This is a genomic window from Sphingopyxis sp. (assembly GCF_965227415.1).
Taxonomy (GTDB): Bacteria; Pseudomonadota; Alphaproteobacteria; order Sphingomonadales; family Sphingomonadaceae; genus Sphingopyxis.
The window spans coordinates 1,046,026-1,070,431 of record NZ_OZ245749.1; the positions used below are offsets into that span (position 1 = coordinate 1,046,026).

Here is a 24,406-nt window from a genome sequence, read left to right on the forward strand (position 1 = left end):
GAGATGCCCCCAAAAAATGCCCCCAAGGATTGGCGGCTTGGGATGGACGCTATGGAACGCCAACGGTCCGAATATTGAAGAATATGGCGAATCTCGCGGCCATGTCCAGATGAATACGAACATCATGGAATGCGAGCTTGGAGCGGGTAGCGGGAATCGAACCCGCCTAGCTAGCTTGGAAGGCTAGAGCATTACCACTATGCTATACCCGCATTTCCAAGGCTGGCGGCGATTGCCATTTTGGCCCGCCTTCGTCAAGCGTGGCGTCAAGCGCGGCGTTGAGAACATTTCAGCAACATGCTAGGTTGCGCCTGTGGACGACAGCGAGAGCCCTGCCCCCGACGACGGTCGCGATGCGCCAGTTCGCAAGATCATCCACGTCGACATGGACGCGTTCTATGCATCGGTCGAACAGCGCGACGATCCGTCGCTGCGTGGCAAGCCGGTCGCGGTAGGCGGCTCGTCGCGGCGTGGGGTCGTGGCCGCCGCGTCGTATGAGGCGCGCAAATTTGGCGTTCGATCCGCAATGCCCAGCGTGACCGCGAAACGCCAATGCCCCGAACTGATCTTCGTGCCGCCGCGGTTCGACGCCTATCGCGAGATATCGCACCAGATCCGGGCGATCTTTCGCGACTATGCCGACGAGGTCGAGCCGCTGTCACTCGACGAGGCCTATCTCGACGTCAGCGCGGACAAGGCCGGCATCGGCAGCGCCACGGCGACGGCCAGGCTGATCCGCCAGCGCATTCGCGACGAAACGGGCCTCACCGCTTCGGCCGGCGTCTCGTACAACAAGTTTATCGCCAAGCTGGCGTCGGACCAGAACAAGCCCGACGGGCTGACCGTGATTCCGCCTGGCAAGGGCGCCGATTTCGTCCAGACGCTCTCGATCCGGCGCTTCCACGGCATCGGCCCGGTGACCGCGGCGAAGATGGAAGGACTCGGGATTTTTTCGGGCGCCGATCTGGCGGAAAAAGAGCCGCTGTGGCTCGCCGAGCATTTCGGCAACAGCGCCGAATGGCTGTTCAATCTGGCGCGCGGCATCGACCATCGCCGCGTCAAGTCGAACCGGCCGCTGAAATCGCTCGGCGGCGAGCGCACCTTCTTCAACGACCTGATCACCGATACCGAAATCCGCGAAGCGCTGGCGCACGTCTGCACCGTCGTGTGGGACCGCGCGGCGAAGAAGGGCGCGCGCGGCCGGACGGTGACGCTGAAGCTGCGCTATGCCGATTTCCAGACGATCACCCGCGCCAGATCGACCCCCTCGCCCATCCTCGACGGCGCCGCGCTGCTCGCCGCAGGCGAAGCGATTCTGACGCCGTTGCTCCCGACCGAACAGGGCATCCGCCTGCTCGGCGTCACGCTCAGCAAATTCGAGGGTGAAGAGGATGAGGACGACGACGAGGCTGCGGCGGCGCCCGCCGACCTGCTGAGCCTTATTTGACCGCCAGCGCGGGCGCCAGCCGCTTCAAGGCGGCCTGCATCCTGGGCGACAGCGTCTTGAAATCGCAGCGAATGATCGCATCGTCCATCACCTGAATGCCCTCGGGAGACGGAGCGCCGGTGCGGAGGATCGCCTTGCCCGCCGCAACGGCCTTCAAATGGAAATAGCCGACGCCCTGGTAGTCGCCGAGCTGCATATTCGTGAAACCGCCCGGCACGCTGTTGGTCCGCCCGATCTTCTCGAGCTCGGCGACCGGCCCCATGCTGGCGTTGGGGCCATAAAAATAGACCGCGCCCCAGCGCGCGCCGTCAAAGGCATAGCCGTTGGTGACGGTTGCGCATTTGTCCTTCGCGGCAACCCAGAAGCCTTTGGCGATCGGCATGCTGATCGTCTGCGCCGCCGCCGGTACGCTGCTCGCGGCAACCGCGAGCGCCAAAATCCATCCGCGCATCGATACCCCCACCTGTGACCGAAACTGGCGTCATGGTGGCGGACTTGAGCGGCGCGATCAACCCGCGTTGGCGAACACGCGCTCTTTCGTCGCGGTAAAGCGGATCGCGGGGTGGCGCTGCGTCACATAGCCGACTTCCCATGCATCCTTCGCCATGAACACCGGCGCGCCATCGCGATCGGTCGCGCTGGCGCCGCGATGGTCGGCCTGGAAGGCCTTGAGCGCCGCCGGATCGTCGCTCGCGATCCAGCGCGCGGTATCCCAGGGCGACTGCTCGAGCTTCGCCTCGACCTTATATTCGGCATCGAGTCGGCTGATCAGGACCTCCAGCTGCAACTGGCCGACGACGCCGACGATCATGTTGGACCCGATTTCGGGATAGAAGACCTGGATGATCCCTTCTTCGGCCATGTCGTCGAGCGCCTTGCGAAGCTGTTTGGTCTTGGTCGGGTCGACGAGCGCGACGCGGCGCAGCAGTTCGGGTGCAAAGTTCGGCAGGCCGGTGATCGTGATGTCGGTCCGTTCGGACAAGGTGTCGCCGACGCGCAACGTGCCGTGGTTTGGAATGCCGATGATGTCGCCCGGAAAAGCCTCTTCCGCCATCTCGCGGTCCTGCGCCAGGAACAGCATCGGGCGGCTGATCGCGATCGCCTTCCCCGTTCCGCCCTGCATCAGCCGCATCCCGCGCTCGAACTTGCCCGAGCAGAGCCGCATGAACGCGATGCGGTCGCGGTGCGCGGGGTTCATGTTCGCCTGCACCTTGAAGACGAATCCGGTGACGGCCTCGTCATCGGGCTGAACCGGTGCGGGCTCGGCCGGCTGCGGTTGTGGCCCCGGTGCGTGCGTGGCCAGCGCATTCAACAGATCGACCACGCCGAATTCCTTGAGCGCCGATCCGAAATAGACCGGCGTCAGATCGCCGTTGCGATAGGCGGCCGCGTCGAACGGCGCATAGCAAGCCGACGCCAGCTCGGTCTCTTCGACGAGGAGCGCGAGCGCATCGGCACTGAGCTTCGCCGCCAGCGCCGGATCGTCCAGCCCGGAAACCCCGAACCGGTCGCCCTCATACATGCGCGACGCATCGCCGCCCGGCTTCATGATGGCCGGATCGACGAGATCGTAGATCCCCTCGAACTGCCCGCCCATACCGGCGGGCCAGTTCATGGGGCACACGTCGAGCGCAAGCCGGTCGGCAACCTCGTCGAGCAGTTCGAACGGCGGCAGGCCTTCGCGGTCGACCTTGTTGATGAAGGTGATGATCGGCACCGAGCGGAGCCGGCAGACCTCGAACAGCTTCAGCGTCTGTGGCTCGATGCCCTTGGCCGCGTCGATCACCATGACCGCGCTGTCGACGGCGGTCAGCGTGCGATAAGTGTCTTCGCTGAAATCCTCGTGCCCCGGCGTGTCGAGCAGGTTGAAGACGAGACCCGCATGTTCGAAGGTCATCACCGACGACGTCACCGAAATCCCGCGCTGCTGTTCGATCTTCATCCAGTCGGAGCGCGCGCGCCGCGCCTGACCGCGCGCCTTGACCTCTCCGGCGATATGGATCGCGCCGCCGGCGACGAGCAGTTTCTCGGTCAACGTCGTCTTGCCGGCGTCGGGATGCGAGATGATGGCGAAGGTGCGGCGGTCGGGATGGGGCATGGCGCGGGCGGTTAGCAGGTGGGGCGGGATGTGGAAAGGGGCTGGCATCCGCAGAACCCCCGGCGCATGGTCGGTTCATGCGAACCCTGCTCCTCGCCGCCGCGCTGATCGCCGGCCCAGCCGCCGCCCAGGATTCGCCCTTTGTGGGCGAATACAGCCTGGCCGAAGGGCCCGACGTGGGCGGCGGGCTGCTCATCCGGACCGACGGCCGCTTTCAATATGCACTCGCTGCGGGCGCGCTCGACGAACGCGCCGAGGGGCGCTGGGAAACGCGCGGCGACACGGTATGCCTGATCACCGAGCCCAAGCCGGTGCCCCCGGCGTTCGAGAAGGGAGCGCTGATCGAGGTCGACGCGGCGATCCCCACCCTGCTCGTCACCTGGCCGAACGGCAACGGGATTGCCGGCGTCGATTTTCGCATCGGCTTTGACAGCGGCGACCCCGCCGAAGGCTATACCCAGGATTATGGCTGGACGATGCCCGACGACGACACGCGCGTTCCGCGTTGGGTCGAGATCAGCGAGCCCATCCATGGCATCGCCGCACCGCGATATGAGTTGACCGAAGCCGACGGCGGCAAGCTGCGCGTCACGATCATTCCCAATGATTTGGGCGTCGTGAATTTCGAGGGGGCCTGCGCCGAAAGGACCGATCGCGGACTCAAGCTGCATCGCGCCGAGGGCGACATGCGGTTCGTTCGCGTGGAGACCCCCTAAAGCCACAAAAGCCCCGCACGCACACACGCTTTTTGTGTCCTTTGTGGCTTTAAGGCGGCGAAAGATACGCGTGCGCACGGCAAAACCGTCTCCTTTGTCGCTTGAAGCGAAGGAGTGGATATCGACGAGATCAAAGAGCCAGACCCGAGGCTGGCACAGCGGAATAATGTAGGACAGCGTTTATTTGCGCTCGGCGATGGGCCGGTTAGGGTGGGAAGCGGACGTTCGTCCGTCCCAGCGTGTTCCCCGGCGAAAGCCGGGGCCCAGGGTGTTGCAGAGTCGGCGTTGCGTGCGCACGCTGTGGACCCCGGCTTTCGCCGGGGAACACGTCACGATCGTCCGCAATCGGTCGCTAGCCCTCCGTCATGCTGAACTTGTTTCAGCATCCACGGCCGGACCTTTCATTTCGCGCGGTGCTGAAGGGTACGGCGCCCCATGGATCCTGAAACAAGTTCAGGATGACGAGGAATGAGGGGTTCCTCCCTGTGGCGCAGCCATGGGGAGGGGGACCGTCCGCGAAGCGGATGGTGGAGGGGGCCTTGCGACGGCGGTGTCATGGCCCCTCCGTCAGCGCTGCGCGCTGCCACCTCCCCATCGCTGCGCGACAGGGAGGATCAACGGCAACAATTGGTCGTTAGCCGCCATTGCATCGAGATCGGGAGCGAGCGTCGGCTTTGGGGTGGGAAGCGGATGTTCGCCCGACCCAGCGTGCTCCCCGGCGAAGGCCGGGGCCCAGGGCGTTGCAGCGCCCACGTTGCGTGCGCACGCTCTGGACCCCGGCCTTCGCCGGGGAGCACATCAGCATCGTCCGCAATGGGTCGTTTGCCCTCCGTCATGCTGGACTTGTTTCAGCATCCATGGCCCGACCTCTCATTTCGCGCCGTGTCGAAGGGAACGGCCGCCCATGGATCCTGAAACAAGTTCAGGATGACGAAAAAAGGGACGTCGTCTGTTGGTCGGCATCTGCCGCTGTCTTCACCCTTCTCTCTTGCACTTGGCGATCGAATCGGTCACAACTTTACGTGAACGTAAAGGTAAAGACCAACGGCCTAGCGCAGAGGATTTCTTCCCCATGACCGACATTCCCACCTTCGAGATGATCAAGCTCGACGTCGCCGACAATGTCGCGACAATCACGCTGAACCGCCCCGAGCGGCTGAACTCGATGCCGCCCGCGATGGCCGACGAGATCCGTGCCGCGCTCGACCATCTGCCCAGCCTTGGCGCGCGCGCGCTGCTGATCACCGGCGAGGGCCGCGGTTTCTGCTCGGGTGCCGACCTGGGCGGCGACCGCGCGGCTTCGGCCGTCGGCGGCGGCGCGAACAGCCGCAAGGCGCTGCGCAACCATTATAATCCGATGCTGCTGGCGATCGCCAATCTCGACATTCCGGTGGTCACTGCGGTCAACGGGCCCGCGGCTGGCGTCGGTTGCAGCTTCGGCCTGTCGGGTGACTTCACCCTCGCCGCCAAGAGCGCCTATTTCCTGCAGGCGTTCGTCAATATCGGCCTGGTTCCCGACGGCGGATCGTCGTGGCTGCTGCCGCGCCTTGTCGGCCTGCCGCGCGCGACGCAGATGATGATGCTCGGCGAAAAGATCGGCGGCGAACAGGCGGCCGACTGGGGCCTGGTCTATAAATGCGTCGAAGATGCCGACCTGATGACCGAAGCAAAAGCGCTCGCGACGCGCCTCGCCAACGGGCCGACCGTCTCGTTGGGGACGATGCGCAAGATCCTGCGCGACGGCCTGTCGCAAAGCTTTGCCCAGACGCTCGACGCCGAAGCGATGGGTCAGTTCGTCGCGGGCAACAGCGAGGATGCGGTCGAAGGCGTGCTGGCCTTTGTCGAAAAGCGCAAGACCGCGTTCAAGGGCAAGTGATGATCCGTCGCCCCCGTGAAAGCGGGGGCGACGGCATGATTTATTCCGCCGCTTCTTCGATCATGATCTTCTTGTAGATGCTCGCCTTAGGATAGGAGCAAAGCCGCTTCACCATCGGCTCGAAAAACTCGAGCGGCAGCGTGTCGTAATCGGGGTCGAACGCCGGGGCGTCGTATTTCTCGCAGAATTCGGCGCAGGCCGCCGCATGGGGACTGTCGGCGAACTGGTCGCGCATATCGCGGTCGAGCCCGATATAGTGGAAGAAATAATGGCCCTGGAAAATGCCATGGTGCTGCACGATCCACAGATTCTGTTCTGACAGAAAGGGTTTGAGGATCGCCGCCGCGACCTCGGGATGGTTGAACGCACCCAGCGTGTCGCCGATGTCGTGGAGCAGCGCCATCACGACATATTCCTCGTCGCGTCCGTCGCGATGCGCGCGCGTCGCGGTTTGCAGGCAATGCTCGAGCCGGTCGACCGGAAAGCCGCCATAATCGCCGCCGAGCAGCTTCAGATGATCGAGGATGCGCGCGCCGTTGTTCGGAGCAAACTGCTTTTGCTCGCGCGCGATGATGTCCCAGTCTTCCTGCTTCCCGTCGATCATCGACCGGAATGTCGCATGTTCATGCGTCATGTCGTTCATGGCAGCCTCTCCTTATCGGCCGCCAATCTACGTCATTCGTTGTTATTTGCAACGTTATAGGTCTTGACCTCGGCCTGCGTCAGGCAACGGCGGGTCGATTTGTCTTCGGCGTTCGCAAGCGCTTTCTGCTGATACATGACTTCGGTCAACAGCTTGCGCGACACGCCCATGCGGATCAGGAAATCATTGTCCTCGCTTGCGAGCAGTGCCGCATCCTGTTCGATGTCGCCGATCAGTTCCTTGGTCGCATCGGTGCCCATCGCCACGCTCATGTCGATCGACTGGCGATCGCCCGTCCGCGTGAACATATGGACGATGAACAGCCCGCCCGGATCGATCACGCGCGGCTGCCCGCCCATGAAGATGAAATTGCACGCGCTGAAACAGGCCCAGCCCGCCGGGATACGCGTCGTCAGCCCGAAGTTCGACCGGATGATCCGTCCCGCCGCATTGCCCGCGCGCGCATCGCCGCCAGGCGAGCGCAGCCATATCTCGGCAACGTCAGGGTTCGCAGCGAGCACTTTCTTGAGGCGATCGGGCGCGCCGGCGTCGATCCGACCCTCGGCCAGAAGCACCTTGGCACTGCCCTTTTTCACCGGCGTAAACAGCATCGTCGTATTGGCAGACCAGTCGGGGCTGACCGGGCAGGTCGGGTTTGCCGGGTCCATCTTGCCCTTGGCGGCGCCGGTCAGGCACGCGAGCGCGGCACCGGCAAGGACGAGGCGGAAAAATTTAGGCGGCAAGGACATAACGCGACTGACCGCGACCTCTGCACATCTTCTTCGACACGCGCGTTTCTTCGCCCTCGACGATGACGATGTCGGTTACGTTCATGCAGCTCGAACCGTCGGCGAGCTGGTTCTTCGACGCCACGGTCGAGGATCCGGCAACATTTTCGCGTGTTTCGCTGGTCCAGTTGGCGGTTTCGCCAACCTCACCGCTCCGCGTGATTTCCTCGGTCGCTGCCGCCGCTTGCACCTGTTCCGCCGGATCGAGTTTGCACGCAATCGCATTGGTCAGCGTCCCGCTCACCTCTGCGATCGGCACATAGCTGTAGACGCCCGCCCTGCTCGCGGCGCTGCCGATCGCACTGTCGAGCACGCCGCCGACGATCGCGCGTCCGGCGCTGCTGCCCTTCTTGCCCTTCGGGCAGCCGCCGCTATCGTCCTCGCTCTGTTTCGGCTTCGGCGTCGTCACCTTGCGCAGCAGGCCGCCGAACTGGGCCTGCGCCGGCGCTGCCGCAAGCAGGCAGGCCGCGAGTACCGCGGGAGCAGCCAATAATTTCCGCATCATCTCATTCACCCTTGTCGCGCCCGTGACCGGGCAAGTTCGCGACCCCTGTAGGGGTGGTTCATGCCACCCGCTGTGATTTTCATCAACCTCGCACCAATATCTCATCCAGACAGGTTGAATTAAGGATGAATATGTCACACTACGCCTGTCATGCTGTCGCAAAAGACCCGTTATACGATCCGCGCATTCCAGCATCTTGCCGACCATTGGGGCAAGGGGCAGGTCCAGCTTGCGGATATCGCCGACGCGCAGAATATCCCGCCGAAGTTCCTGACCGTCATCCTGTCCGAAATGGCGCGCGAAGGCCTGCTCATCTCGCAGCGCGGCCGCGACGGCGGGTATCAGCTTGCGCTGCCGCCGGTCGACATCAGCTATGGCGATCTCGTCCGCCTGACGCGCGGGTCGCTGGCGCTCGTCCCCTGCGCTGCGCGCAACGCGCACGAGCAATGCAAGAATTGCCTGCCCGAGGCCGAATGCCGGATGCGCAGCCTGATGCTGAAAGTCCGCGACGACACCGCCTCGATCCTCGACCGCATCACGCTGGCCGATCCGATCCAGATCGAACCGCTGTTCGAGAAGGAAGAGGCGGCCGAATAGGGCCGGTCCGCGCGGAGAGAGGCATCGCATGAATTCGGTCACGGCATTCCGCACCCAGTTGGCAAAGCTGCCCGATATATTGGCAGCCGATCCAGGCCGCTTCGGCGCGGGCGTGAAAATGCTGCTCTCGTGCGGAAGCCGCAATATCCTGCCCGCTCTTGCCGAAGCCGAAGCCTGCGGGATCGAGGCCAGAGGCGTCGGACGCAGGCACATATTGGTGGAAATCGAAGATGCGGTACCCGACGCCCAGTGGGTCGAAACCCGGGGCCGCGACATAGCGCAATATTTCGAACGCATCAGCGGCACCGATCCGCAAATCGGCTTTGACCGAAGCGCCTGAAGGCATCGCCGCCTCAGGACCAATAGCGCTTGCGGATCAGTTGTTTATAGAGCTTGCCGGTTTCGTGCCGCGGAAGCGCGGGGTCGAAATCGACCGAGCGGGGGCATTTGAGATGGCTCAGATGCGCGCGACAATGGTCGATCAGCCGCGCGGCCAGTTCGGGACCCGCATCCTCCCAGCGGTGCGGTTGCACAACCGCCTTCACCGCTTCGCCCATCTCCGGGTGCGGGACGCCGATGACCGCGGCGTCGGCGACCTCGGGGTGCAGGATCAGAAGATTTTCCGTTTCCTGCGGATAGATGTTCACGCCGCCCGAAATGATCATGAAGCTCTTGCGGTCGGTGAGGAAAAGATAGCCCTCCTCGTCGACATGGCCGATGTCGCCGAGCGTGCTCCATCCCGGATGCGCGGGGTGCCGCGCGTCGCGCGTCTTTTCGGGATCGTTGAGATACTGGAAATCCCATCCGCCTTCGAAATAGACGAGCCCGTCGGACCCCGGCGGCAATTCACCGCCGTCCTCGCCGCAGATGTGGAGCGTCCCCCAATCGGCGCGGCCGACCGATCCAGGCTTTGCCAGCCACTCGCCGGGCGTTATGAACGTCGACCCATTACCCTCTGATCCACCGTAATATTCATAGACTATGGGGCCGAGCCATTCGATCATCCGGCGCTTGACCTCGACGGGGCATGGCGCGGCGGCATGGACGATCTTTTCGAGCGACGAAAGATCGTAACGGCCGCGCGTTTCGACCGGCAGCGCGAGCAGGCGAATGAACATGGTCGGCACCATCTGCATGAACGACACGCGATAGCGCTCGATCAGCCGCAGCACGTCCTCGGCATCGAACTTGTCCATGATCACCAGCGTCGCGCCCAGCCGGTGCGCCGCCATCCCATAGGCCAGCGGCGCAGTGTGATACAGCGGCGCGGGGCACAGTAATATGCTTGCCTCGCCCACGCCATAGCGCCCGGAAATACGGTCGGCGAGCATATGCGGCTCGTCGGCAGGCCCCCCGGTCAGCGGCAGCCTTATGCCTTTGGGGCGCCCCGTCGTGCCCGACGAATAGACCATATGAAAGCCGGCGCTTTCATCGGCGATCGGCACGGGCGGATGGCCCGCGAGCGCGTGGTCCCATGACTCGGCACCCGCAAGCTCCGCGCCGATGTCGAAAATATGCCGAACACGCGGCGCGAGCGATGACCGGTCGGCGAGCAGCGCCGCCGACGCAGCGACGTCCGCGTGCGTCACCAGCAATGTCGCGCTGCTGTCGTTCAGGATATAGGCCGCTTCCTCGGCGGTCAGCTGCGTCGATATCGGGCATATATAAAGGCCAGCCCGTTGAGCCGCCCAATATATCTGATAAAATTCAAGGCAGTTCTTGAGCCAGACCGCGACCGTTTCGCCCGCGGCGACGCCAAGCGCACGGAACAGTCGCGCACCGCGGTTCGCCACCGCTTCCAGCTCGCCGTAGCTGGTTGCCGACCCGTCGGCGGCCATGACGAGCGCAGGACGGTCGGGCGCCGACCGCGCGAACAATCGTGGATGCATCGGCAACCTCTCCCCATCTTCGATGAGTTATATAACTACGTTTACTTTCTATGTCGATTGACATATTGGCAGGCAGAAGCCGACAGCATGGCGTAAGCTGGCGCGCTATGGGAAAGGATAAGCTATCATGGACCTCAAACCGGGTTCGCGCTGGAAGAGCGCGGTGTGCGACGCCCAGCTCGTTGTCGTCCGGCCCCCGAAAGCGACGGGCGAACTGCAATGCGGCGGCGCTGCCGTGTTGCCGATCGACGATCCGGCCGCTCCGACCGGCGCGATCGATCCCGCCTTTGCCGAGGGCGTCGCGATCGGCAAACGCTATGTCGACGAGGAAAGCGGGCTGGAAGTGCTCGGCGCCAAGGCCGGCAAAGGCTCGCTGGCCTTCAACGGTGCCGCGATGACGGTCAAGGGCGCCAAGCCGCTTCCCGCTTCGGACTGATCTTCATGCGGACGTCGTTGCTCCTCGATATTGCCGCCGACGCCTGTCCCGAGCGCACCGCGCTCGGCAGCCGCGACGACGCCTTTGATTTCCTGTCCTATCGCGCCCGCGCGCGCTGCGTCGCTGGATGGCTTGCCGAACAGGGCAAGGCGAACACGGCCTTTCTGGGCATGAATGGCACCGCCCTTCCCGTGCTTCTTTTCGCTTGCGGCATTGCGGGGACGCCGTTCGTACCGCTTAATTACCGCCTCGCCGACGGCGATCTCAACAAGCTGGTCGCGCGGAGCGCCCCGTCGGTGCTGATCGTCGACGACGATATGCTGCCGCGGATCGTACCGACGGACGGCGTCGAGCTGATCGCGCGGAGCGATTTCGAGGCCGAATTCATGGCCGGCCCGACGCCCGAAACGGCCGAGCCGCCCGAAGCCGAGAATGACATCGCGGTGCTGCTGTTCACCAGCGGCACGACAGGCGATCCCAAGGCGGCGGTGCTGCGCCATGCGAACCTTACCTCTTATGTCATGTCGACCGTCGAGTTCCTGGGCGCCGACGAAGCCGAAGCGGCGCTGGTCAGCGTACCCGCCTATCATATTGCCGGAATTTCGGCGATCCTGACCGCGGCCTATGGCGGCCGACGCATCGTCTATCTGCCCGCCTTTACCGCCGAGGACTGGGTCGCGACCGCCGCTGCCGAGGGCATCACCCATGCCATGGTGGTTCCCACGATGCTCGACCGCATTCTCGACGTCATGGCCGCGACGGGCCAGACGCTGCCCGCGTTGCGCGCCTTGTCCTATGGCGGCGGAAAAATGCCCGAGCCGGTGATCGCGCGCGCATTGACGACGTTGCCCCATGTCGCTTTCGTCAACGCTTATGGGCTCACCGAAACCAGCTCGACGATTTCGCTGCTTGGCGCCGACGATCATCGGGCGGCATTCGCCTCCGACGATCCAGCCGTGCGCCGGCGCATCGCGTCGGTCGGCCAACCGCTGCCAAGCATCGAACTGGAAATCCGCCGCGAAGACGGGTCGTGCTGCGCCGCCGGCGAGCATGGCGAAATCCATGTCCGCGGCGAACAGGTCTCCGGCGAGTATCTGCACAAGAAAGCCATTGCCGACGACGGCTGGTTCGCGACCAACGACGCGGGCTGGATCGACGAGGGCGGGTATCTGTTCGTCGAAGGGCGGCTCGACGATGTCATCGTGCGCGGCGGCGAGAATATATCGCCGGGCGAGATCGAGGATCTGCTGCGCGGCTTCGACGATATCGCCGATTGCGCGGTGCTGGGGATTCCTTGCGAAAAATGGGGCGAAAAAGTCGTCGCGGTGATCGTGTCGCGCTCGGGCCAGCCCGATACCGGCGCGATGGCGGCAGCGATCCGCGGTCGCCTGCGGTCGACCAAGACGCCAGAGGCATGGTTCGTCCGCGACGAGCTTCCGTACAATGAAACGGGAAAGCTGCTGCGCCGAATCCTGAAGGCCGAACTGGCGGAAGCCGTCTGCGCCGATTAACAAGGCCTATGACCGGCCCCGACCATCTCGACGCCGACCGCCTCTCGGCGCCGGGCGGCAATCCGGTGCTGGTCACCGATGCGGCGACGTGGCGGCGGCCGGAAGCGCCGATCCAGGCCGTGGTCATCGGCGTCGATCGCGACGGCGCCCTGCCTGCGACTATGGCCGACGATTTCGATGTGCTGCTCACCGCAGCACCCGACGCGACGCGCCCGTGGGTCTCGCTCGACGCCAGCAATTTCGATGCGCAGGTCGGACGGTTGACGGACGCCGCGAAGGCGAACCCGCAAGCAGCGACGATTGCTGCTGCGACCCTGCGGCTGAACAGCACGCTGCCGCTGGCCGATGCTCTCACGGTCGAATCGCTCGCCTATTCGGCGCTGCTCGGCGGAACGGAGTTCGCGCGGTGGCGGGAAGCGGCCAGCCGCGGCTCTGTCAGCGAAGCGCCGGCCGTGCCCGTGCTCGTCGCGCGTGACGGCGACTCCATCGTGCTGACGTTGAACGATCCTGCGAACCGCAACGCGATGTCGGCGGCGATGCGCGATGCGCTGTATGAAGCGCTCGCCAACACACTCGACGATCCGACCCGACCGACGGTTCGCATTGACGGTGCGGGCAGATGTTTTTCGACCGGGGGCGACCTCAGCGAGTTCGGCACCGCGCATGACCTGGCCGAAGCGCATCTTGTCCGCACGTTGCACAGTTGCGCGCGCGCACTCGACGCACTCGGCGATCGCGCGACGGTCTGCATGCACGGCGCGTGCGTCGGGTCGGGGATCGAGGTGGCGGCCGCCGCGCACCGACGCGTGGCGGCGGCGGATAGCTGGTTCCAACTGCCCGAACTGGCGATGGGACTGATCCCCGGTGCGGGCGGCACAGCAACCGTTGCGCGCGTGATCGGGCGCCACCGGACCATGTGGATGCTGTTGTCGGGCAGAAGGGTCGGTGCAGCGCAGGCGCTCGATTGGGGCCTTTTTCATGCGGTCGAGAGCGGACGATGAGCCGGCTTCTCGACGCCGTCGCGGCAGCAGGCGACCGACTGGTTGCGGCCTCGCAGAACGCGATCGTTTTCGACCCGCGCCGCGCCCTGTCGCGTGCCGACGACCTCGCGCTCGGCGAGCCCGGCCTTTGGTCACCCAATCGGCATTGCCGCCTTGTGCGATGCCGCGACGGATGGATCGCGATATCGCTCGCTCGCGAGGAAGACCGCGACCTTGTGCCCGCGTGGACCGGCGCGGATTTCGACGAGAATCCCTGGCAAGCGATCGTTGCCAGCGCCGCCAATCGAACGGCGTCGGAAATGGTCGAGGCCGCGATCCTGTTGCATATGCCCGCCGCGCGCGTGGGCGAAGCGGCGCCGCTCGCGCGGCAACCGCTGACAGACGGCGCGCGCGTCGATGGCGGCGTGCTGGACCTGTCGGCGCTGTGGGCCGGCCCCTATTGCGGTGCCCTGCTCGCCGAGGCAGGCCATGACGTCATGAAGGTCGAAAGTACGACGCGGCCCGATCCGACCCCCATCCATACGCCCGGCCTCGATGCGCGGCTGAATGGCCGAAAGCGCAGGTTGCGCATGACGCTCGAACCGTCGGAACTGGGCGCCTTGATCGGGGCCGCAAAAGTGCTGATCACGTCGGGGCGGCCGCATGCGTTGGCAAGGCTCGGCCTCGACGAGCGGCGCGTGTTCGCGCTCAACCCCGGATTGCTCTGGATCGCGATCACCGCGCATGGCTGGCGGGGCGAGGCGGCGATGCGTGTCGGGTTTGGCGACGACTGCGCCGCGGCGGGCGGGCTGGTGGGCTGGCCCGAAGGCGAGCCCCGGTTTCTGGGCGACGCGCTGGCCGACCCGCTGACCGGACTGACCGCGGCGACGCTCGCGCTCGAAGCGCTTGCGGCGGGGCAGTGCGGATTGCTCGACGTTCCGCTCGCGCCGACCGCCGCGCGCTTCGCGGCGGCGCTTGCATGAGCGAGCGCTTCGATCTCCTCATCCGTAACGCCCGGGACGCATCGGGCGCGAACCTCTCCATCGGCATAAGCGACGGGCGGATTGCCGCGATGAGCCCCGATGTCGAGGGTTTCGGCCCCGAATATGACGCGCGCGGTCAGACCGCAGGGCCGGGCCTTCACGACCACCACCTCCACCTTCTGGCAACCGCAGCGCGGATGGAGTCGGTCGACCTGGCCGATGCGGCGAATGCCGACGCCGCCATAGCCCGGCTGCGGACGAGCGCCGGCGCACCGGGCACCTGGGTGCGCGCGATCGGCTATGACGAACGAACCGCCGGCCTTCCCGATCGCGTGCTACTCGACGCCTGGTTGCCCGACCATCCGCTGCGGATACAGGATCGCACCGGCGCCTTCTGGCTGCTCAACGGCGCGGCGCTCGAAAAACTAGGCAGCCCGCCGTTTCCCGACTGCGTCGAGCGCGACGGCGATGGCCGCCCCAGCGGGCGCATCTGGCGCGGCGATGCCTGGTTGCGCGATCGGATCGGCGGTGCGCCGCCGTCGCTTGACGCGCTGGGCGCGCGGTTCGCTCGATGGGGTGTCACCGGCGTGACCGATGCCGGCGCGTCGAACGGCGCGGCCGAGGCGAAGCTTCTTGCGATGGCGATGCCGCAGCACCTGGTCCTGATGGGAACCGAAGATCTGCCCGCCGGCGATGGCTATACGCTGGGGCCGGTCAAACTGCTGCTCGATGAAAACGACCTGCCCGAGATCGAAACCGTCGCTGCCCGGATCGCAGCGGCGCGCGCGCATCGCCGTCCTGTCGCTGCGCATTGCGTGACGCTTGGCGAACTCGTCTTCTTTTTGCAGGCGCTCGCACAGGCGGGCGGATCGCGGCCGGGCGACCGCATCGAGCATGGCGGGATCATCCCCGAAAGCCTGATCGGCGACATCGCGGCGGCGGCGCTGACCGTCGTGACCCAGCCCAATTTCATTCATGATCGCGGCGACCGCTACCGCGCCCAGATGGACGAGCAGGATCTGGGCGATCTCTATCGAACCGGGTCGCTGCTCTGCCGCGGCGTCCGGGTGCTGGGCGGATCGGACGCGCCCTATGGCGACGCCAATCCATGGATCGCGATCCGCGCGGCAACCGACCGGCGCACCCGCGGCGGCGCTATCATCGGGCCGGACGAACGGATCGGCCGCCCGGCTGCGCTGGCGCTCTATCAATCGCGTCCGCTGAGGGTCGGAGCGCCTGCCGATCTGATCCTCTATGACTGGGCCAAGGACAGCGGCGCACTGGCCGATGTCGGCCTGACCCTGATCGGCGGAACCATCGCCTGGCAGCGCTAGGCAGCGCGAAGCACGGCGATCAGGCGAGCAGCGCGAATTTCGTGTCGGCGAGGCCGCCCATCGCGTCGGCCATCAGCGCCGCCTCGCGCGTTTCGTGCGCGTTGCAGAGGATGATCGCGGGTTCGGGCGCGATCCGGTCCCCGGCCACCGCATCGCGAAACGCCGCCCACGCGGCGGAATGGTCGGCAAAACCCAATGCCAGCGCAGTTTCGATTTCGCGCTTTTCGGCGGCCTGGAAAGCCGGTTCGTACCGTTCGATCGCGCGCCACCATTTGATCAGCCGCGCCAGCCCCTTGGCCTTCACCGCCGCCTGCTGGTCGGCGATGCGCGGCACGATGCTGTCGCGGACGTCGTCGAGCGCGATGGCGAAGCTGCGGTCGTGCGCGCCGCGCGGAGCGTCGGCCAGGGCGACCGGCGGCAGCGCGATCCCCGCCGCCTCGGCCAGCGCTTCGGACAAGACACGCCGGTGGATCGTCGAATAGACGAGGTTCATGCCAAGGTTCGGAGGCGGCGGCGCATCGGGATCGTCATAGCGCGAGCGCCGCGCAAAACCGGTCTGGAACAGCAGGCGCCAGTACCGGATGCGCGCAAGATCCACCGGGTGACCGCCCGCCGCTTCATAGGCTGCAAAGGCCTGCGGCAAGGGCACGAAGCCCTGAAACAGCATCCGCAGGCACAGCATCGCAAGGTCGGCCATGGGGTCGCCATAGTGGACGAGCTCCCAGTCGAGCAGCGCGGTGACGCGGTCGCCTTCGTACAGGAAATTGCCGGGACCGGCATCGCCGTGGACAATCACCGGCGCGGGCATGTCGCCGGGGACATTCGCCTCGAGCCACGCCAAGGACAGGTGAATGAGCGGATCCCAGGCCTTGCCGCTGTTCGCGGCCTGCAAGGCAGCGATGCGGCGCCGAACGAACATGTCGGCCGGCTCGACCGGCCCCATGCCCTCGACCGGCCTTGCAACCGCGTCGATGCGGTGGAGAGCGGCGAGCTGCGCCATGAAGTCCTGGGCAAGCGCGGTCCGCTGCGCGGCGTCGGCGATGGCGCCAAAGCGATCCTTGCCGGACACCATGCCGCAGACGAGCGCGCGCTGATCGGGAACCGAGGCGTAATAAGGGGCGACCCGGACGCCGGCATCGGCGAGCGGCCCCGAAAGGGCACGAAGCACCGCGGCCTCGCGGAGGAACGCCGCATCGTCGCCCGCCCCCGCCTTGTGAACGTCGTAATTCATATAGGCGCTGGCGACGCGCCCGTCGGGCCATGCGAGGTCGAGTTCGGCGCCGTCGCGCGACGCGCCGCCCCCGCCGCGCGGCCGGACGGCGGTGATACCTGCGCCGCTCGCGGCTTCGACCGCGGCGGCGAGGCCGTCGGGAAGCAGCGAGGCCGGATCCATCGTCAACCGACGATCCCGGCGTCGCGGAATGCCGCGATCTCGGCATCCGAATATCCGATTTCGCGCAGGATCTCGTCGCTATGCTGTCCGACTGCCGGCGCGCAACGCTTGAAGACGACCGGCATATCGCCGAAATTCCAGAAGGCGCCGGGCTGTTCGACGATGCCATAGAGCGGTTGCGGCAGAACCGAGACGAGATTGAGCGCGCGGTTCAGCGGATCGTCGAAGAAGCGGTGCATCGCATTTTCGAAATTCACCGCGTCGCAGGGGACGCCCGCGGTTTCGAGCGTCGCGATCAACGCATCGGCTTGCCGGCTTTTGGCCGCATCCGCGAACCCGGCTTCGTCGCTTCCCATCGCTTCGCGCATCGCGGCTTGTTGCCCGGGCTTGCGCGCAGCCACGGCGACCCAATTGCCGTCGGCACACTCGAAAATGCGGTGGTAGGGCGAAAAGCCGGTCTGGTCGCTCGTGAGGTGACAGGTTTCGGTCAGTTCGCCGTCGGCGCCGATCAGCCTTTCGCCCTGGGTGAAGGCTGCGAGCCCGAGCAGCGAGGTCTGCGTCGTATAGCCGCGGCCCGTGGTGCGCTTGGCATAAAGCGACGCCATCAGTTCGACCAGGCAGCTTTGCGCGGTCGAAACGTCCATCGTGCCGGGACGGTTGAAAACCGGACGATTGCCCTCCCCCGCATTTTCGAATTCCCAACCGGCGATCGCGTTGAAGATCGAGTCGTAACCGGGCCAGTTGCCGCGATTGCCGCGCTGGCCATAGGCGCTCGAATAGTTGAACGCGATATCGGGATTATATTTGCGAATGCCCTCTTCGCTGAGCCCGAGCTTCGCGGCCCCCTTGAAGCGCATATTGTGGTGGACGAGTTCGGCCCATTGCAGCAGCCGTTCGAGGATCGGCTGCGCGGCGGGATTGGTGAGGTCGAGCGCGAGGCTGCGTTTCGACCGCGCCGCCGCCTGATAATAGCGGTGCATGAAGCGGATCCGGTCGCCGGTCAGCGCTTCGACCTTGATGACGTTGGCGCCCATGTCGCCCATCATCGACGGCCCCATCGGCCCAGCGAGGAACATGCCGAGGTCGAGGACGCGGACGCCTTCCAGGACTTCTTCAGGGCCCGGATGGGCGGCGGGGACCGGCTTGGCCGCCCATGCAACCTCGCCGCCCTCGCCCAGGCGCGGTGCTGGGCGGCCCTGCGGCAGGTCGGCGTCGGTGTGGAACGGGACATTGGGCTGACGGGTCTTGCCGAGGTCGGGGTCGTCGACCTCGATCACATACAGGTTCGCCTCGGCATCGTCGTGGCGCAGCACTTCGCCCATCGGATAGGCAGGCTCGGCGGCGATGTCGGCGGCGCGAAGGTCGGCGAGCCAGCTAGCGAGCGGGCGGCGGCGAAACGCGTCGATGATGCCTGCCTCGCTTTCCAGATCGACGTCGGTCTCGGCCATCACGTCCCACATCGTCGGCATCGTGGCATAATCGAACTGCCGGGTCGGATCCATGATCTGGAGCCAGTCGCCGCCGGCGCATTGGAACAATTGCTGTGCGATCGGCCGCGGCCCTGGCGGATAGGTGACGGGGTCGGGCATCGGCCCTTCGCTGTTGCGCGCCCAGACGAGCGGCAGCGTCGAGAGAAAGCCCTGAAAGATCGAGGTGTGCGCTGCGCCGCCCTGCCCCGTCTGCAATCGCATGACGAGGCGTGCGAGGAGCGCCGAAGCGGCAAGATGCGCAGCCGCCCAGCTGCCCTGCCGATAGCGATAGACGATCGGACCGGCGCGGTGGCCATCATTCTCGTACATCGCCCCGACGCGCGCGGCGACGAGCAGTTCGTCATCGCTGCGCTCGACATCGGGGTGGTTCGCGGGCGAGCCGGTGACCGCCGTGACGACCAGATGCGGGTGAGTTTCCGCAAGCGTAGCGTCATCGAGACCGAGCGCCCTGGCGCGCGCGGGGGTGAACTGGTGAATCAGGGCATCGGCGCCGACCAGGCGGTCGTGGAGCGCGGCCAGCCCGTCGACGCTGTCGAGGTCGAGGACGACGCTCCGCTTGCCCCTGTTCCAGTTCGCGAAGGGCGCGGTACCGCGGGCGGGGTCGCCGCCGGGGCGCTCGACCTTCGCAACGTCGGCGCCGAGTTCGGCCAGCATCAGCCCGGCGACCTGGACGGCCATCCCTTCGCCGATCTCGACGATGCGAAGGTCTCCGAGCATCGGTCAGGCCTTGCGGAAGTTGGGAAGAACCCAGTCGTCCTGGATCGGAGTCCAGTCGACGACGACCTTCATCCCGATATGGACGTCCTCGGCATCGCAGCCCGAGACGTTGGCATTGAGGCGCGTACCCGGCGCGCCGTCGAGGTCGACGACGACGGGGACATAGACATAATCCTCGCCATTCTTGGGATTCTTGTTGCAGATCGCATAGCTGAACACCGTGCCAGTGCCGGGGAGTGCCGGCCATTGCTTCTCGCGGCTGCCGCATTCAGGGCAAACCGCAGTCGGGGGCATCCGGAAATGGCCACACTCGCCGCATTCGCAGGCGGTGAGCTTATGCGCCTTTGCCGCCTGCCAGAACGGCTCGGTGTCGGGGTTGGTGGTGATACGGATCTGGTCGCCGGGGAGCGCGCGAGCGGGGCCATAGGTCATGTCGATCAATCCTTGCGCAGGATGAGGCTGGAGACGGGGAGCGACGCGGGGCCGCCCGAGACGAGCGCGAATTCAGCATCCTTGACCTGGTTGATCGCGGTGCCGCGCACCTGTTCGACACCTTCGACGATATGCGTCATGCCGATGATATAGGCCTCGTTGAGGTTGCCGCCGTGGGTGTTCACCGGCGTGCCGCCGTTGACACCCTTGCCGGTCGCGGGATCATAGCGCAGCTTGCCCGACAGGACATAATCATTGCCTTCGCCCTTCTCGCAAAAGCCATAATCCTCGAGCTGCATCAGCACCATCGGGCTGAAATGATCATAGATCAGCGCGACGTCCATATCCTTGGCACTGAGCCCCGACTGCGCCCAGACGCGGTCGGCAGTGAATTTATGGCCCGAGCTCGCGAAATGCGGGTCGGGCATCCCCATCCACGCAAAGGCACGGCCCCATTCGCGCTGTCCGCCATGCGCGGCGGCGTGGACGACCGCAGGCTTGTGGCGGCAGTCCTTTGCGCGGTCCATCGTGGTCGTGATCACCGCAACCGCACCATCGGTTTCAAGACAGAAGTCCAGTCGGCGAAGCGGATCGGCGAGCATCACCGACGCGTCATACTGCTCCTTGGAAAGCGGCTCCTTGCGTACCGCTTTCGGCCGATTGTGCGTGTTGGCCCGGGTTGCCATCACCACTTCCCCGAAGGCGTCCTGTGTCGTGCCGTAAAGATGCATGTGGCGACGCGCGAGAACCGACATCAGGTGGCCGGGACCGACGAGGCCCGACGGCTGGAGGAAGCTGTTTTCGGGGTTGGGCGCCGCCGAGCCGAAGACGACACCCAGGCGATGCTGCGGCAATTGCTGCAGCGCCATCAGCGTCACCGTATAGGTGCAATCCTCGTTCATCAGCCCTGCGGTCGCCAGGCCGATCGCACCCGGGCAACCGCCGCCGCCACTGGTCAGCGTCGCCGACCAGCTGATATGCGGCATGCCCAATGTCTCCATCAGGCTGGCGGTGTCGAACTTGTCGAGATAGCCCGCGCCCGCAGTCGAATAATAGGAGAAGCCGTCGATCTGCTTATGGCTGATCCCCGCATCGGCGCAGGCGTTCATGATCGCCTCGACCGCCATGTCGTTGATCGTGCGCGGCCAGCTTTTGCCGCGCACATAATAGTCGGTCGCCCCGACACCGACGATCGCGCATTTATCCTGATTGGCCCAGGCCATGCTTCTCTCCCGATTCCCAGTTATCTAACTAGGTTTAATATGATCGTGGCGAACGCTTGTCCAGCGGTCAAGCGAAATGGAGCGTTCGATACTTGCCGCGAAAATAAAGCAGCGGGTCGCGTCGCGGCTCGAAAATCGCCTTGAGCACGCGCCCGACGAGGATGAAATGATCGCCGCCGTCGTGGACCGCGTCGCGCGCGCATTCAAAGCTGCTGAGCGATCCGGTGAGCACCGGCGTACCATATTCCCCCGTTTCCCATGGCGTTGCCGCAAAGCGGTCCTCGCCCTTCCCTGCGAAGCGGTTCGAGGCGGGTTGCTGACCGATCTGGAGCACGTTGACCGCAAAGCGTTCGGCCTCGCGCAGGAAGGGAGCGCTGCCGGCGCCGTTCGCGATACAGGCGAGCAGCAGCGGCGGGTCAAGCGACACCGAGGTGAAGCTGTTCGCGGTGAGCCCGACCGGTGTCCCGTCGGGGCAAAAGGCCGTGACGATCGTCACGCCGGTCGCGAAGCAACCAAGCGCATCGCGAAACGTGCGTGCGTCCGATCCGGCGCGATACTCAGGCGAACCGCGTGGCGCCCGGCGCTCCAGAAAATCGATCAAATGCCCATTCAGCGCATCGATCCGGTCATCGACAACGACGAGCGCGGCATCCTCCACCTCGATCAGTTCGCCGTCGGGAAGCAGCTCGACAAAGGCGGCCGCGTCATCGTGCGACACAAGCTCGCTCATCGCGCCGCGAACATAGAGCGTCGGCAAAGCGATATGGGCGGCAACGCCCTTGAGGCGCTCGGTCATCGATGCCGTATCGAAGGCGCCGAGCATCCGGACATCCCACTCCGCCTGCCCCGGAGCGAGCGCCGCAGCGTCGCGCAGGCGCGCACCGATCTTTCGCGACACGTCGGGATCGACGTTGAGCGGCAGATCGACGAGGACCAGCCCCGCGGCGAGCAGCGCCGCGTCGCGTTCGAGCGCCGCGCTGGCGATCCAGCCGCCAAGCGTCGATGCGACGATGACCGGGCGCGTGCCCAGCTGCGCGAGCACGGCGCGCAAATCCTCGACCATCGCCTCAAAATCATAGCGGCCGTCCTCGGGCCACTCGCTGCCGCCATGGCCGCGCAGATCGAGGCTGATCACGCGCCGTCCCGCCTGCTGCAGCGCGTCGGCGACGCGGTCCCACACCCGGCGCGTCTGTCCGGCCCCGTGGAGCAACAGAACCGCGGGATCATGGTCAGCCCCGATCACATCCGCCTCGATCCGGACGCCCGCGAAACCGCGATACTGGGCGATGCTCATGCGGCGTTGCCCGGCGCTGCGCCGACACCAAGCCACACGTCGAATTGTTCCGACCGGCGCCGCATCATCAGGCGGGCAATATCCTCGTCGCCGTCGATGATCGCACTGCACAGGCTTCGCTGCATCGCGCGCGTTCGTGCGCGCCGGTCGGGATCGGCGTACAGGTCGCTGTCCCGTTCATCGAGGCCAAAGCTGTATCCGATCTCCATGACCAGCTCGACCACGGGATTGCCGCTCATCCGTGCGATCATGCGGGCGAGTTCGACCTCCGCCACGATCAGTTCGCGCGCCGTGTCATGGCCGTCGATCCGGCCGACGAATTCGCGCATCCGTTCGGCATCCTCGTCGGTTCGCAAGCGCGCCGCTGCGACGGCCGCCTCTTCCGACACCGGGCGCGTGACCTGGATGACGTCGCCAAGGTTCGCGCCGCGCATGCGCAGGAAGCGCGCGAGCGACTGGATCGCGTCGCGGGCGTCGGGCCGCTCGGCAAAATAACCGCCCTTGGTGCCGCGCCGGATGCTGATCAGCCGGTCGCGTTCGACCATCTTGGCCGCCTGTCGAAGCGTCGGCCGACTGACCCCGAAGCGCCCGAGCAATTCGTCCTCGGCGCCCAGATAATCGCCAGGATCGGCCGCGAGACTGAGCCCCGCCAGCGCACGCGCGGTGCGGCTTGCGAGCGTTTCATTGCCACCGGCCAATTGCATGATCCTCTCCCTTAATAGGTATCTATTTACGGGATGATATGCCGATTGTCCAGATTATCCTTGCCGCGACTTATATAACTAGGTACTTGTTATGCGAAACCGGATCAAGCCGAGTCGAGAGGATATTCGCCATGAAACCCTTCATATTCAGCGCCGACAGCCACATCATGGAGCCTGGCGACATTTTCCTGGAGGGCCTGCCGGCGTCGTTGAAGGATCATGCGATCCACGCGCGCAAGGAGGGCGAATATCTGATCACCGGCACGAAGGACAAGATCATCTATCGCCTGCGCGTCGGGCAGCATCGCGAAAAGGCGCTGGGCGACAGCGAACGGCGCGGCATTCGCGAGATTGCGGGGCGACTGGAGGATATGGAGCTTGAAGGGATCGACAGCGAGATCTGCTTCCCCTCGCTCGGCCTGTGGCTCTATTGCCTCGACAACCCGGACGCCGAAGCCGCGTCGGCGCGGCTCTACAATGACTGGAACGACAGTTTCCTCGGCGGGCATCCGAACCGCTTCGTTCGTTGCGGCATGCTGCCGGTGCTCGATTTCTCGAACACGCTGGCCGAACTCGACTATCTGGCATCGAAGGGCTTTACCGCCGCCATGCTGCCCGCGGTGACGCCGCCGACCCTGCCCAAATATAATAGTGAGGCGTGGGATCCGGTGTTCGCAAAGGCCGCGTCGCTGGGCATCGTGTTCGTGATGCACACGGGGACCGGCCTGGAAAGCGTCATCGTCGAACGCGGCCCTGGCGCAGGGATCATCAACTACACCAACCAGATGAACGACGCGCAGCACAGCGCCATGTATCTGGTGTCGGGCGGCGTGCTCGACCGCAATCCCGGCGCCAAGGTCGCGTTCATCGAAAGCGGTGCCAGCTGGCTCGTCGCGCTTGCCGAGCGCATGGACGAGGTGTCGGTTGCGCACGCGAATTTCGTCTTCCCCAAACTCAGCCGCTCGCCGAGCCAGATCGTCGATGACCAGATCTGGGTCAGCTTTCAACACGACCGCGCGTGCATCGCGTCGGCGTCGGCGGGCCTGCCGGGCGCGAAGAATGTCATGTGGGGTTCGGATTATCCGCACGCCGAGGGGACCTTCCCGATCAGCCGCCGCATCGTCGACGAACTGTTCGAAGGGATGGACGTCAGCGACGAGGTGCGGCGCAATATCCTGGGTCTGAACGCTGCGCGGTTGTTCGGAATTACGCCCGAGGTGTCGACGAGCGCGAAGGTCGCGGCGTAAATTTATCCTCCCTGTGGCCGCAGGCCATGGGGAGGTGGCAGTGGCGTAGCCGCTGACGGAGGGGCGATGGCGCATCGGTCGCTGGCCCCTCCACCACTCGCTT

The 24,406-nt window shown here is 65.4% G+C and carries 23 protein-coding genes and 1 tRNA gene; 11 read left to right on the forward strand and 13 right to left on the reverse strand.

The window, feature by feature from the left end:
- Nucleotides 1-138: 138 nt before the first annotated feature.
- A tRNA-Gly gene (locus ACO055_RS05090) sits at nucleotides 139-212 on the reverse strand.
- 173 nt (nucleotides 213-385) lie between these two features.
- On the opposite strand from ACO055_RS05090, the gene dinB reads away from it, so the two are divergent.
- Nucleotides 386-1,447: a DNA polymerase IV gene (dinB, locus tag ACO055_RS05095; protein ID WP_422062423.1), complete on the forward strand. Its 1,062-nt coding sequence runs from the start codon at nucleotides 386-388 to the stop codon at nucleotides 1,445-1,447.
- Here dinB and ACO055_RS05100 read toward each other — a convergent pair.
- Together ACO055_RS05100 and ACO055_RS05105 are read right to left on the reverse strand one after the other, a co-directional pair.
- Entirely contained in the window at nucleotides 1,440-1,898 is a 459-nt protein-coding gene (locus ACO055_RS05100; RefSeq protein ID WP_422061509.1) for a hypothetical protein, read from the reverse strand. The two genes, dinB and ACO055_RS05100, sit on opposite strands and share 8 nt — an antisense overlap.
- A gap of 57 nt (nucleotides 1,899-1,955) precedes the next feature.
- The gene (locus ACO055_RS05105; protein ID WP_422061510.1) at nucleotides 1,956-3,545 is read right to left on the reverse strand and encodes a peptide chain release factor 3; all 1,590 of its coding nucleotides are present in this window, start codon (nucleotides 3,543-3,545) and stop codon (nucleotides 1,956-1,958) included.
- 77 nt (nucleotides 3,546-3,622) lie between these two features.
- Between ACO055_RS05105 and ACO055_RS05110 the strand changes: the two genes are divergently transcribed.
- Nucleotides 3,623-4,261: a hypothetical protein gene (locus ACO055_RS05110; protein ID WP_422061511.1), complete on the forward strand. Its 639-nt coding sequence runs from the start codon at nucleotides 3,623-3,625 to the stop codon at nucleotides 4,259-4,261.
- 1,072 nt (nucleotides 4,262-5,333) lie between these two features.
- A complete protein-coding gene (locus ACO055_RS05115; RefSeq protein WP_422061512.1) occupies nucleotides 5,334-6,137 on the forward strand; it encodes an enoyl-CoA hydratase-related protein in 804 nt (267 codons plus the stop codon).
- A gap of 40 nt (nucleotides 6,138-6,177) precedes the next feature.
- Here the strand turns inward: ACO055_RS05115 and ACO055_RS05120 are convergent, their stop codons facing one another.
- From ACO055_RS05120 to ACO055_RS05130, 3 genes are read right to left on the reverse strand one after another with little or no spacing between them, the layout of a single operon-like run.
- Nucleotides 6,178-6,780, reverse strand: a complete 603-nt coding sequence (locus ACO055_RS05120) for an HD domain-containing protein (protein WP_422061513.1) — start codon at nucleotides 6,778-6,780, stop codon at nucleotides 6,178-6,180.
- 32 nt (nucleotides 6,781-6,812) lie between these two features.
- Nucleotides 6,813-7,529: a hypothetical protein gene (locus ACO055_RS05125; protein ID WP_422061514.1), complete on the reverse strand. Its 717-nt coding sequence runs from the start codon at nucleotides 7,527-7,529 to the stop codon at nucleotides 6,813-6,815.
- Nucleotides 7,513-8,070, reverse strand: coding sequence for a hypothetical protein (locus tag ACO055_RS05130; RefSeq protein ID WP_422061515.1), 558 nt, complete (start codon nucleotides 8,068-8,070; stop codon nucleotides 7,513-7,515). Before ACO055_RS05130 ends, ACO055_RS05125 begins: the two co-directional genes overlap by 17 nt.
- Nucleotides 8,071-8,223: 153 nt before the next feature.
- On the opposite strand from ACO055_RS05130, the gene ACO055_RS05135 reads away from it, so the two are divergent.
- Nucleotides 8,224-8,670 carry an RrF2 family transcriptional regulator gene (locus ACO055_RS05135; protein WP_422061516.1) on the forward strand — a complete coding sequence of 149 codons (447 nt, stop codon included), beginning with the start codon at nucleotides 8,224-8,226 and terminating at the stop codon, nucleotides 8,668-8,670.
- A 28-nt stretch (nucleotides 8,671-8,698) separates the two neighbouring features.
- Nucleotides 8,699-9,010, forward strand: coding sequence for a hypothetical protein (locus tag ACO055_RS05140; protein ID WP_422061517.1), 312 nt, complete (start codon nucleotides 8,699-8,701; stop codon nucleotides 9,008-9,010).
- A 13-nt stretch (nucleotides 9,011-9,023) separates the two neighbouring features.
- Here the strand turns inward: ACO055_RS05140 and ACO055_RS05145 are convergent, their stop codons facing one another.
- Nucleotides 9,024-10,559 (reverse strand): acyl-CoA synthetase, encoded by a 1,536-nt coding sequence (locus ACO055_RS05145; protein ID WP_422061518.1) that lies wholly within the window; start codon nucleotides 10,557-10,559, stop codon nucleotides 9,024-9,026.
- Nucleotides 10,560-10,686: 127 nt separating this feature from the next.
- Between ACO055_RS05145 and ACO055_RS05150 the strand changes: the two genes are divergently transcribed.
- From ACO055_RS05150 to ACO055_RS05170, 5 genes are read left to right on the forward strand one after another with little or no spacing between them, the layout of a single operon-like run.
- Nucleotides 10,687-10,995: a hypothetical protein gene (locus ACO055_RS05150; protein ID WP_422061519.1), complete on the forward strand. Its 309-nt coding sequence runs from the start codon at nucleotides 10,687-10,689 to the stop codon at nucleotides 10,993-10,995.
- Nucleotides 10,996-11,000: 5 nt separating this feature from the next.
- The gene (locus ACO055_RS05155; RefSeq protein ID WP_422061520.1) at nucleotides 11,001-12,506 is read left to right on the forward strand and encodes a class I adenylate-forming enzyme family protein; all 1,506 of its coding nucleotides are present in this window, start codon (nucleotides 11,001-11,003) and stop codon (nucleotides 12,504-12,506) included.
- Nucleotides 12,507-12,514: 8 nt separating this feature from the next.
- On the forward strand, nucleotides 12,515-13,507 hold the full coding sequence (locus ACO055_RS05160; RefSeq protein ID WP_422061521.1) for an enoyl-CoA hydratase/isomerase family protein: 993 nt from the start codon (nucleotides 12,515-12,517) through the stop codon (nucleotides 13,505-13,507).
- A complete protein-coding gene (locus ACO055_RS05165) occupies nucleotides 13,504-14,469 on the forward strand; it encodes a CoA transferase (protein WP_422061522.1) in 966 nt (321 codons plus the stop codon). The genes ACO055_RS05160 and ACO055_RS05165 overlap by 4 nt, the downstream gene beginning before the upstream one ends.
- The gene (locus ACO055_RS05170; protein ID WP_422061523.1) at nucleotides 14,466-15,803 is read left to right on the forward strand and encodes an amidohydrolase family protein; all 1,338 of its coding nucleotides are present in this window, start codon (nucleotides 14,466-14,468) and stop codon (nucleotides 15,801-15,803) included. Before ACO055_RS05165 ends, ACO055_RS05170 begins: the two co-directional genes overlap by 4 nt.
- Before the next feature lie 19 nt (nucleotides 15,804-15,822).
- On the opposite strand, the gene ACO055_RS05175 is transcribed toward ACO055_RS05170, so the two are convergent.
- The 6 genes from ACO055_RS05175 to ACO055_RS05200 form a co-directional block, all read right to left on the reverse strand.
- On the reverse strand, nucleotides 15,823-17,196 hold the full coding sequence (locus ACO055_RS05175) for a phosphotransferase family protein (RefSeq protein WP_422062424.1): 1,374 nt from the start codon (nucleotides 17,194-17,196) through the stop codon (nucleotides 15,823-15,825).
- Between the two features lie 2 nt (nucleotides 17,197-17,198).
- Nucleotides 17,199-19,403, reverse strand: coding sequence for a CoA transferase (locus ACO055_RS05180; RefSeq protein ID WP_422061524.1), 2,205 nt, complete (start codon nucleotides 19,401-19,403; stop codon nucleotides 17,199-17,201).
- Nucleotides 19,404-19,406: 3 nt separating this feature from the next.
- On the reverse strand, nucleotides 19,407-19,835 hold the full coding sequence (locus tag ACO055_RS05185) for a Zn-ribbon domain-containing OB-fold protein (RefSeq protein ID WP_422061525.1): 429 nt from the start codon (nucleotides 19,833-19,835) through the stop codon (nucleotides 19,407-19,409).
- Nucleotides 19,836-19,840: 5 nt separating this feature from the next.
- Complete coding sequence (locus ACO055_RS05190; protein ID WP_422061526.1) at nucleotides 19,841-21,058, reverse strand: thiolase C-terminal domain-containing protein; 1,218 nt, start codon at nucleotides 21,056-21,058, stop codon at nucleotides 19,841-19,843.
- 67 nt (nucleotides 21,059-21,125) lie between these two features.
- Nucleotides 21,126-22,352, reverse strand: a complete 1,227-nt coding sequence (locus ACO055_RS05195; protein WP_422061527.1) for an alpha/beta fold hydrolase — start codon at nucleotides 22,350-22,352, stop codon at nucleotides 21,126-21,128.
- Nucleotides 22,349-23,056 carry a FadR/GntR family transcriptional regulator gene (locus ACO055_RS05200; RefSeq protein WP_422061528.1) on the reverse strand — a complete coding sequence of 236 codons (708 nt, stop codon included), beginning with the start codon at nucleotides 23,054-23,056 and terminating at the stop codon, nucleotides 22,349-22,351. The genes ACO055_RS05195 and ACO055_RS05200 overlap by 4 nt, the downstream gene beginning before the upstream one ends.
- 131 nt (nucleotides 23,057-23,187) lie before the next feature.
- On the opposite strand from ACO055_RS05200, the gene ACO055_RS05205 reads away from it, so the two are divergent.
- On the forward strand, nucleotides 23,188-24,303 hold the full coding sequence (locus ACO055_RS05205) for an amidohydrolase family protein (RefSeq protein ID WP_422061529.1): 1,116 nt from the start codon (nucleotides 23,188-23,190) through the stop codon (nucleotides 24,301-24,303).
- Nucleotides 24,304-24,406 lie beyond the last annotated feature (103 nt).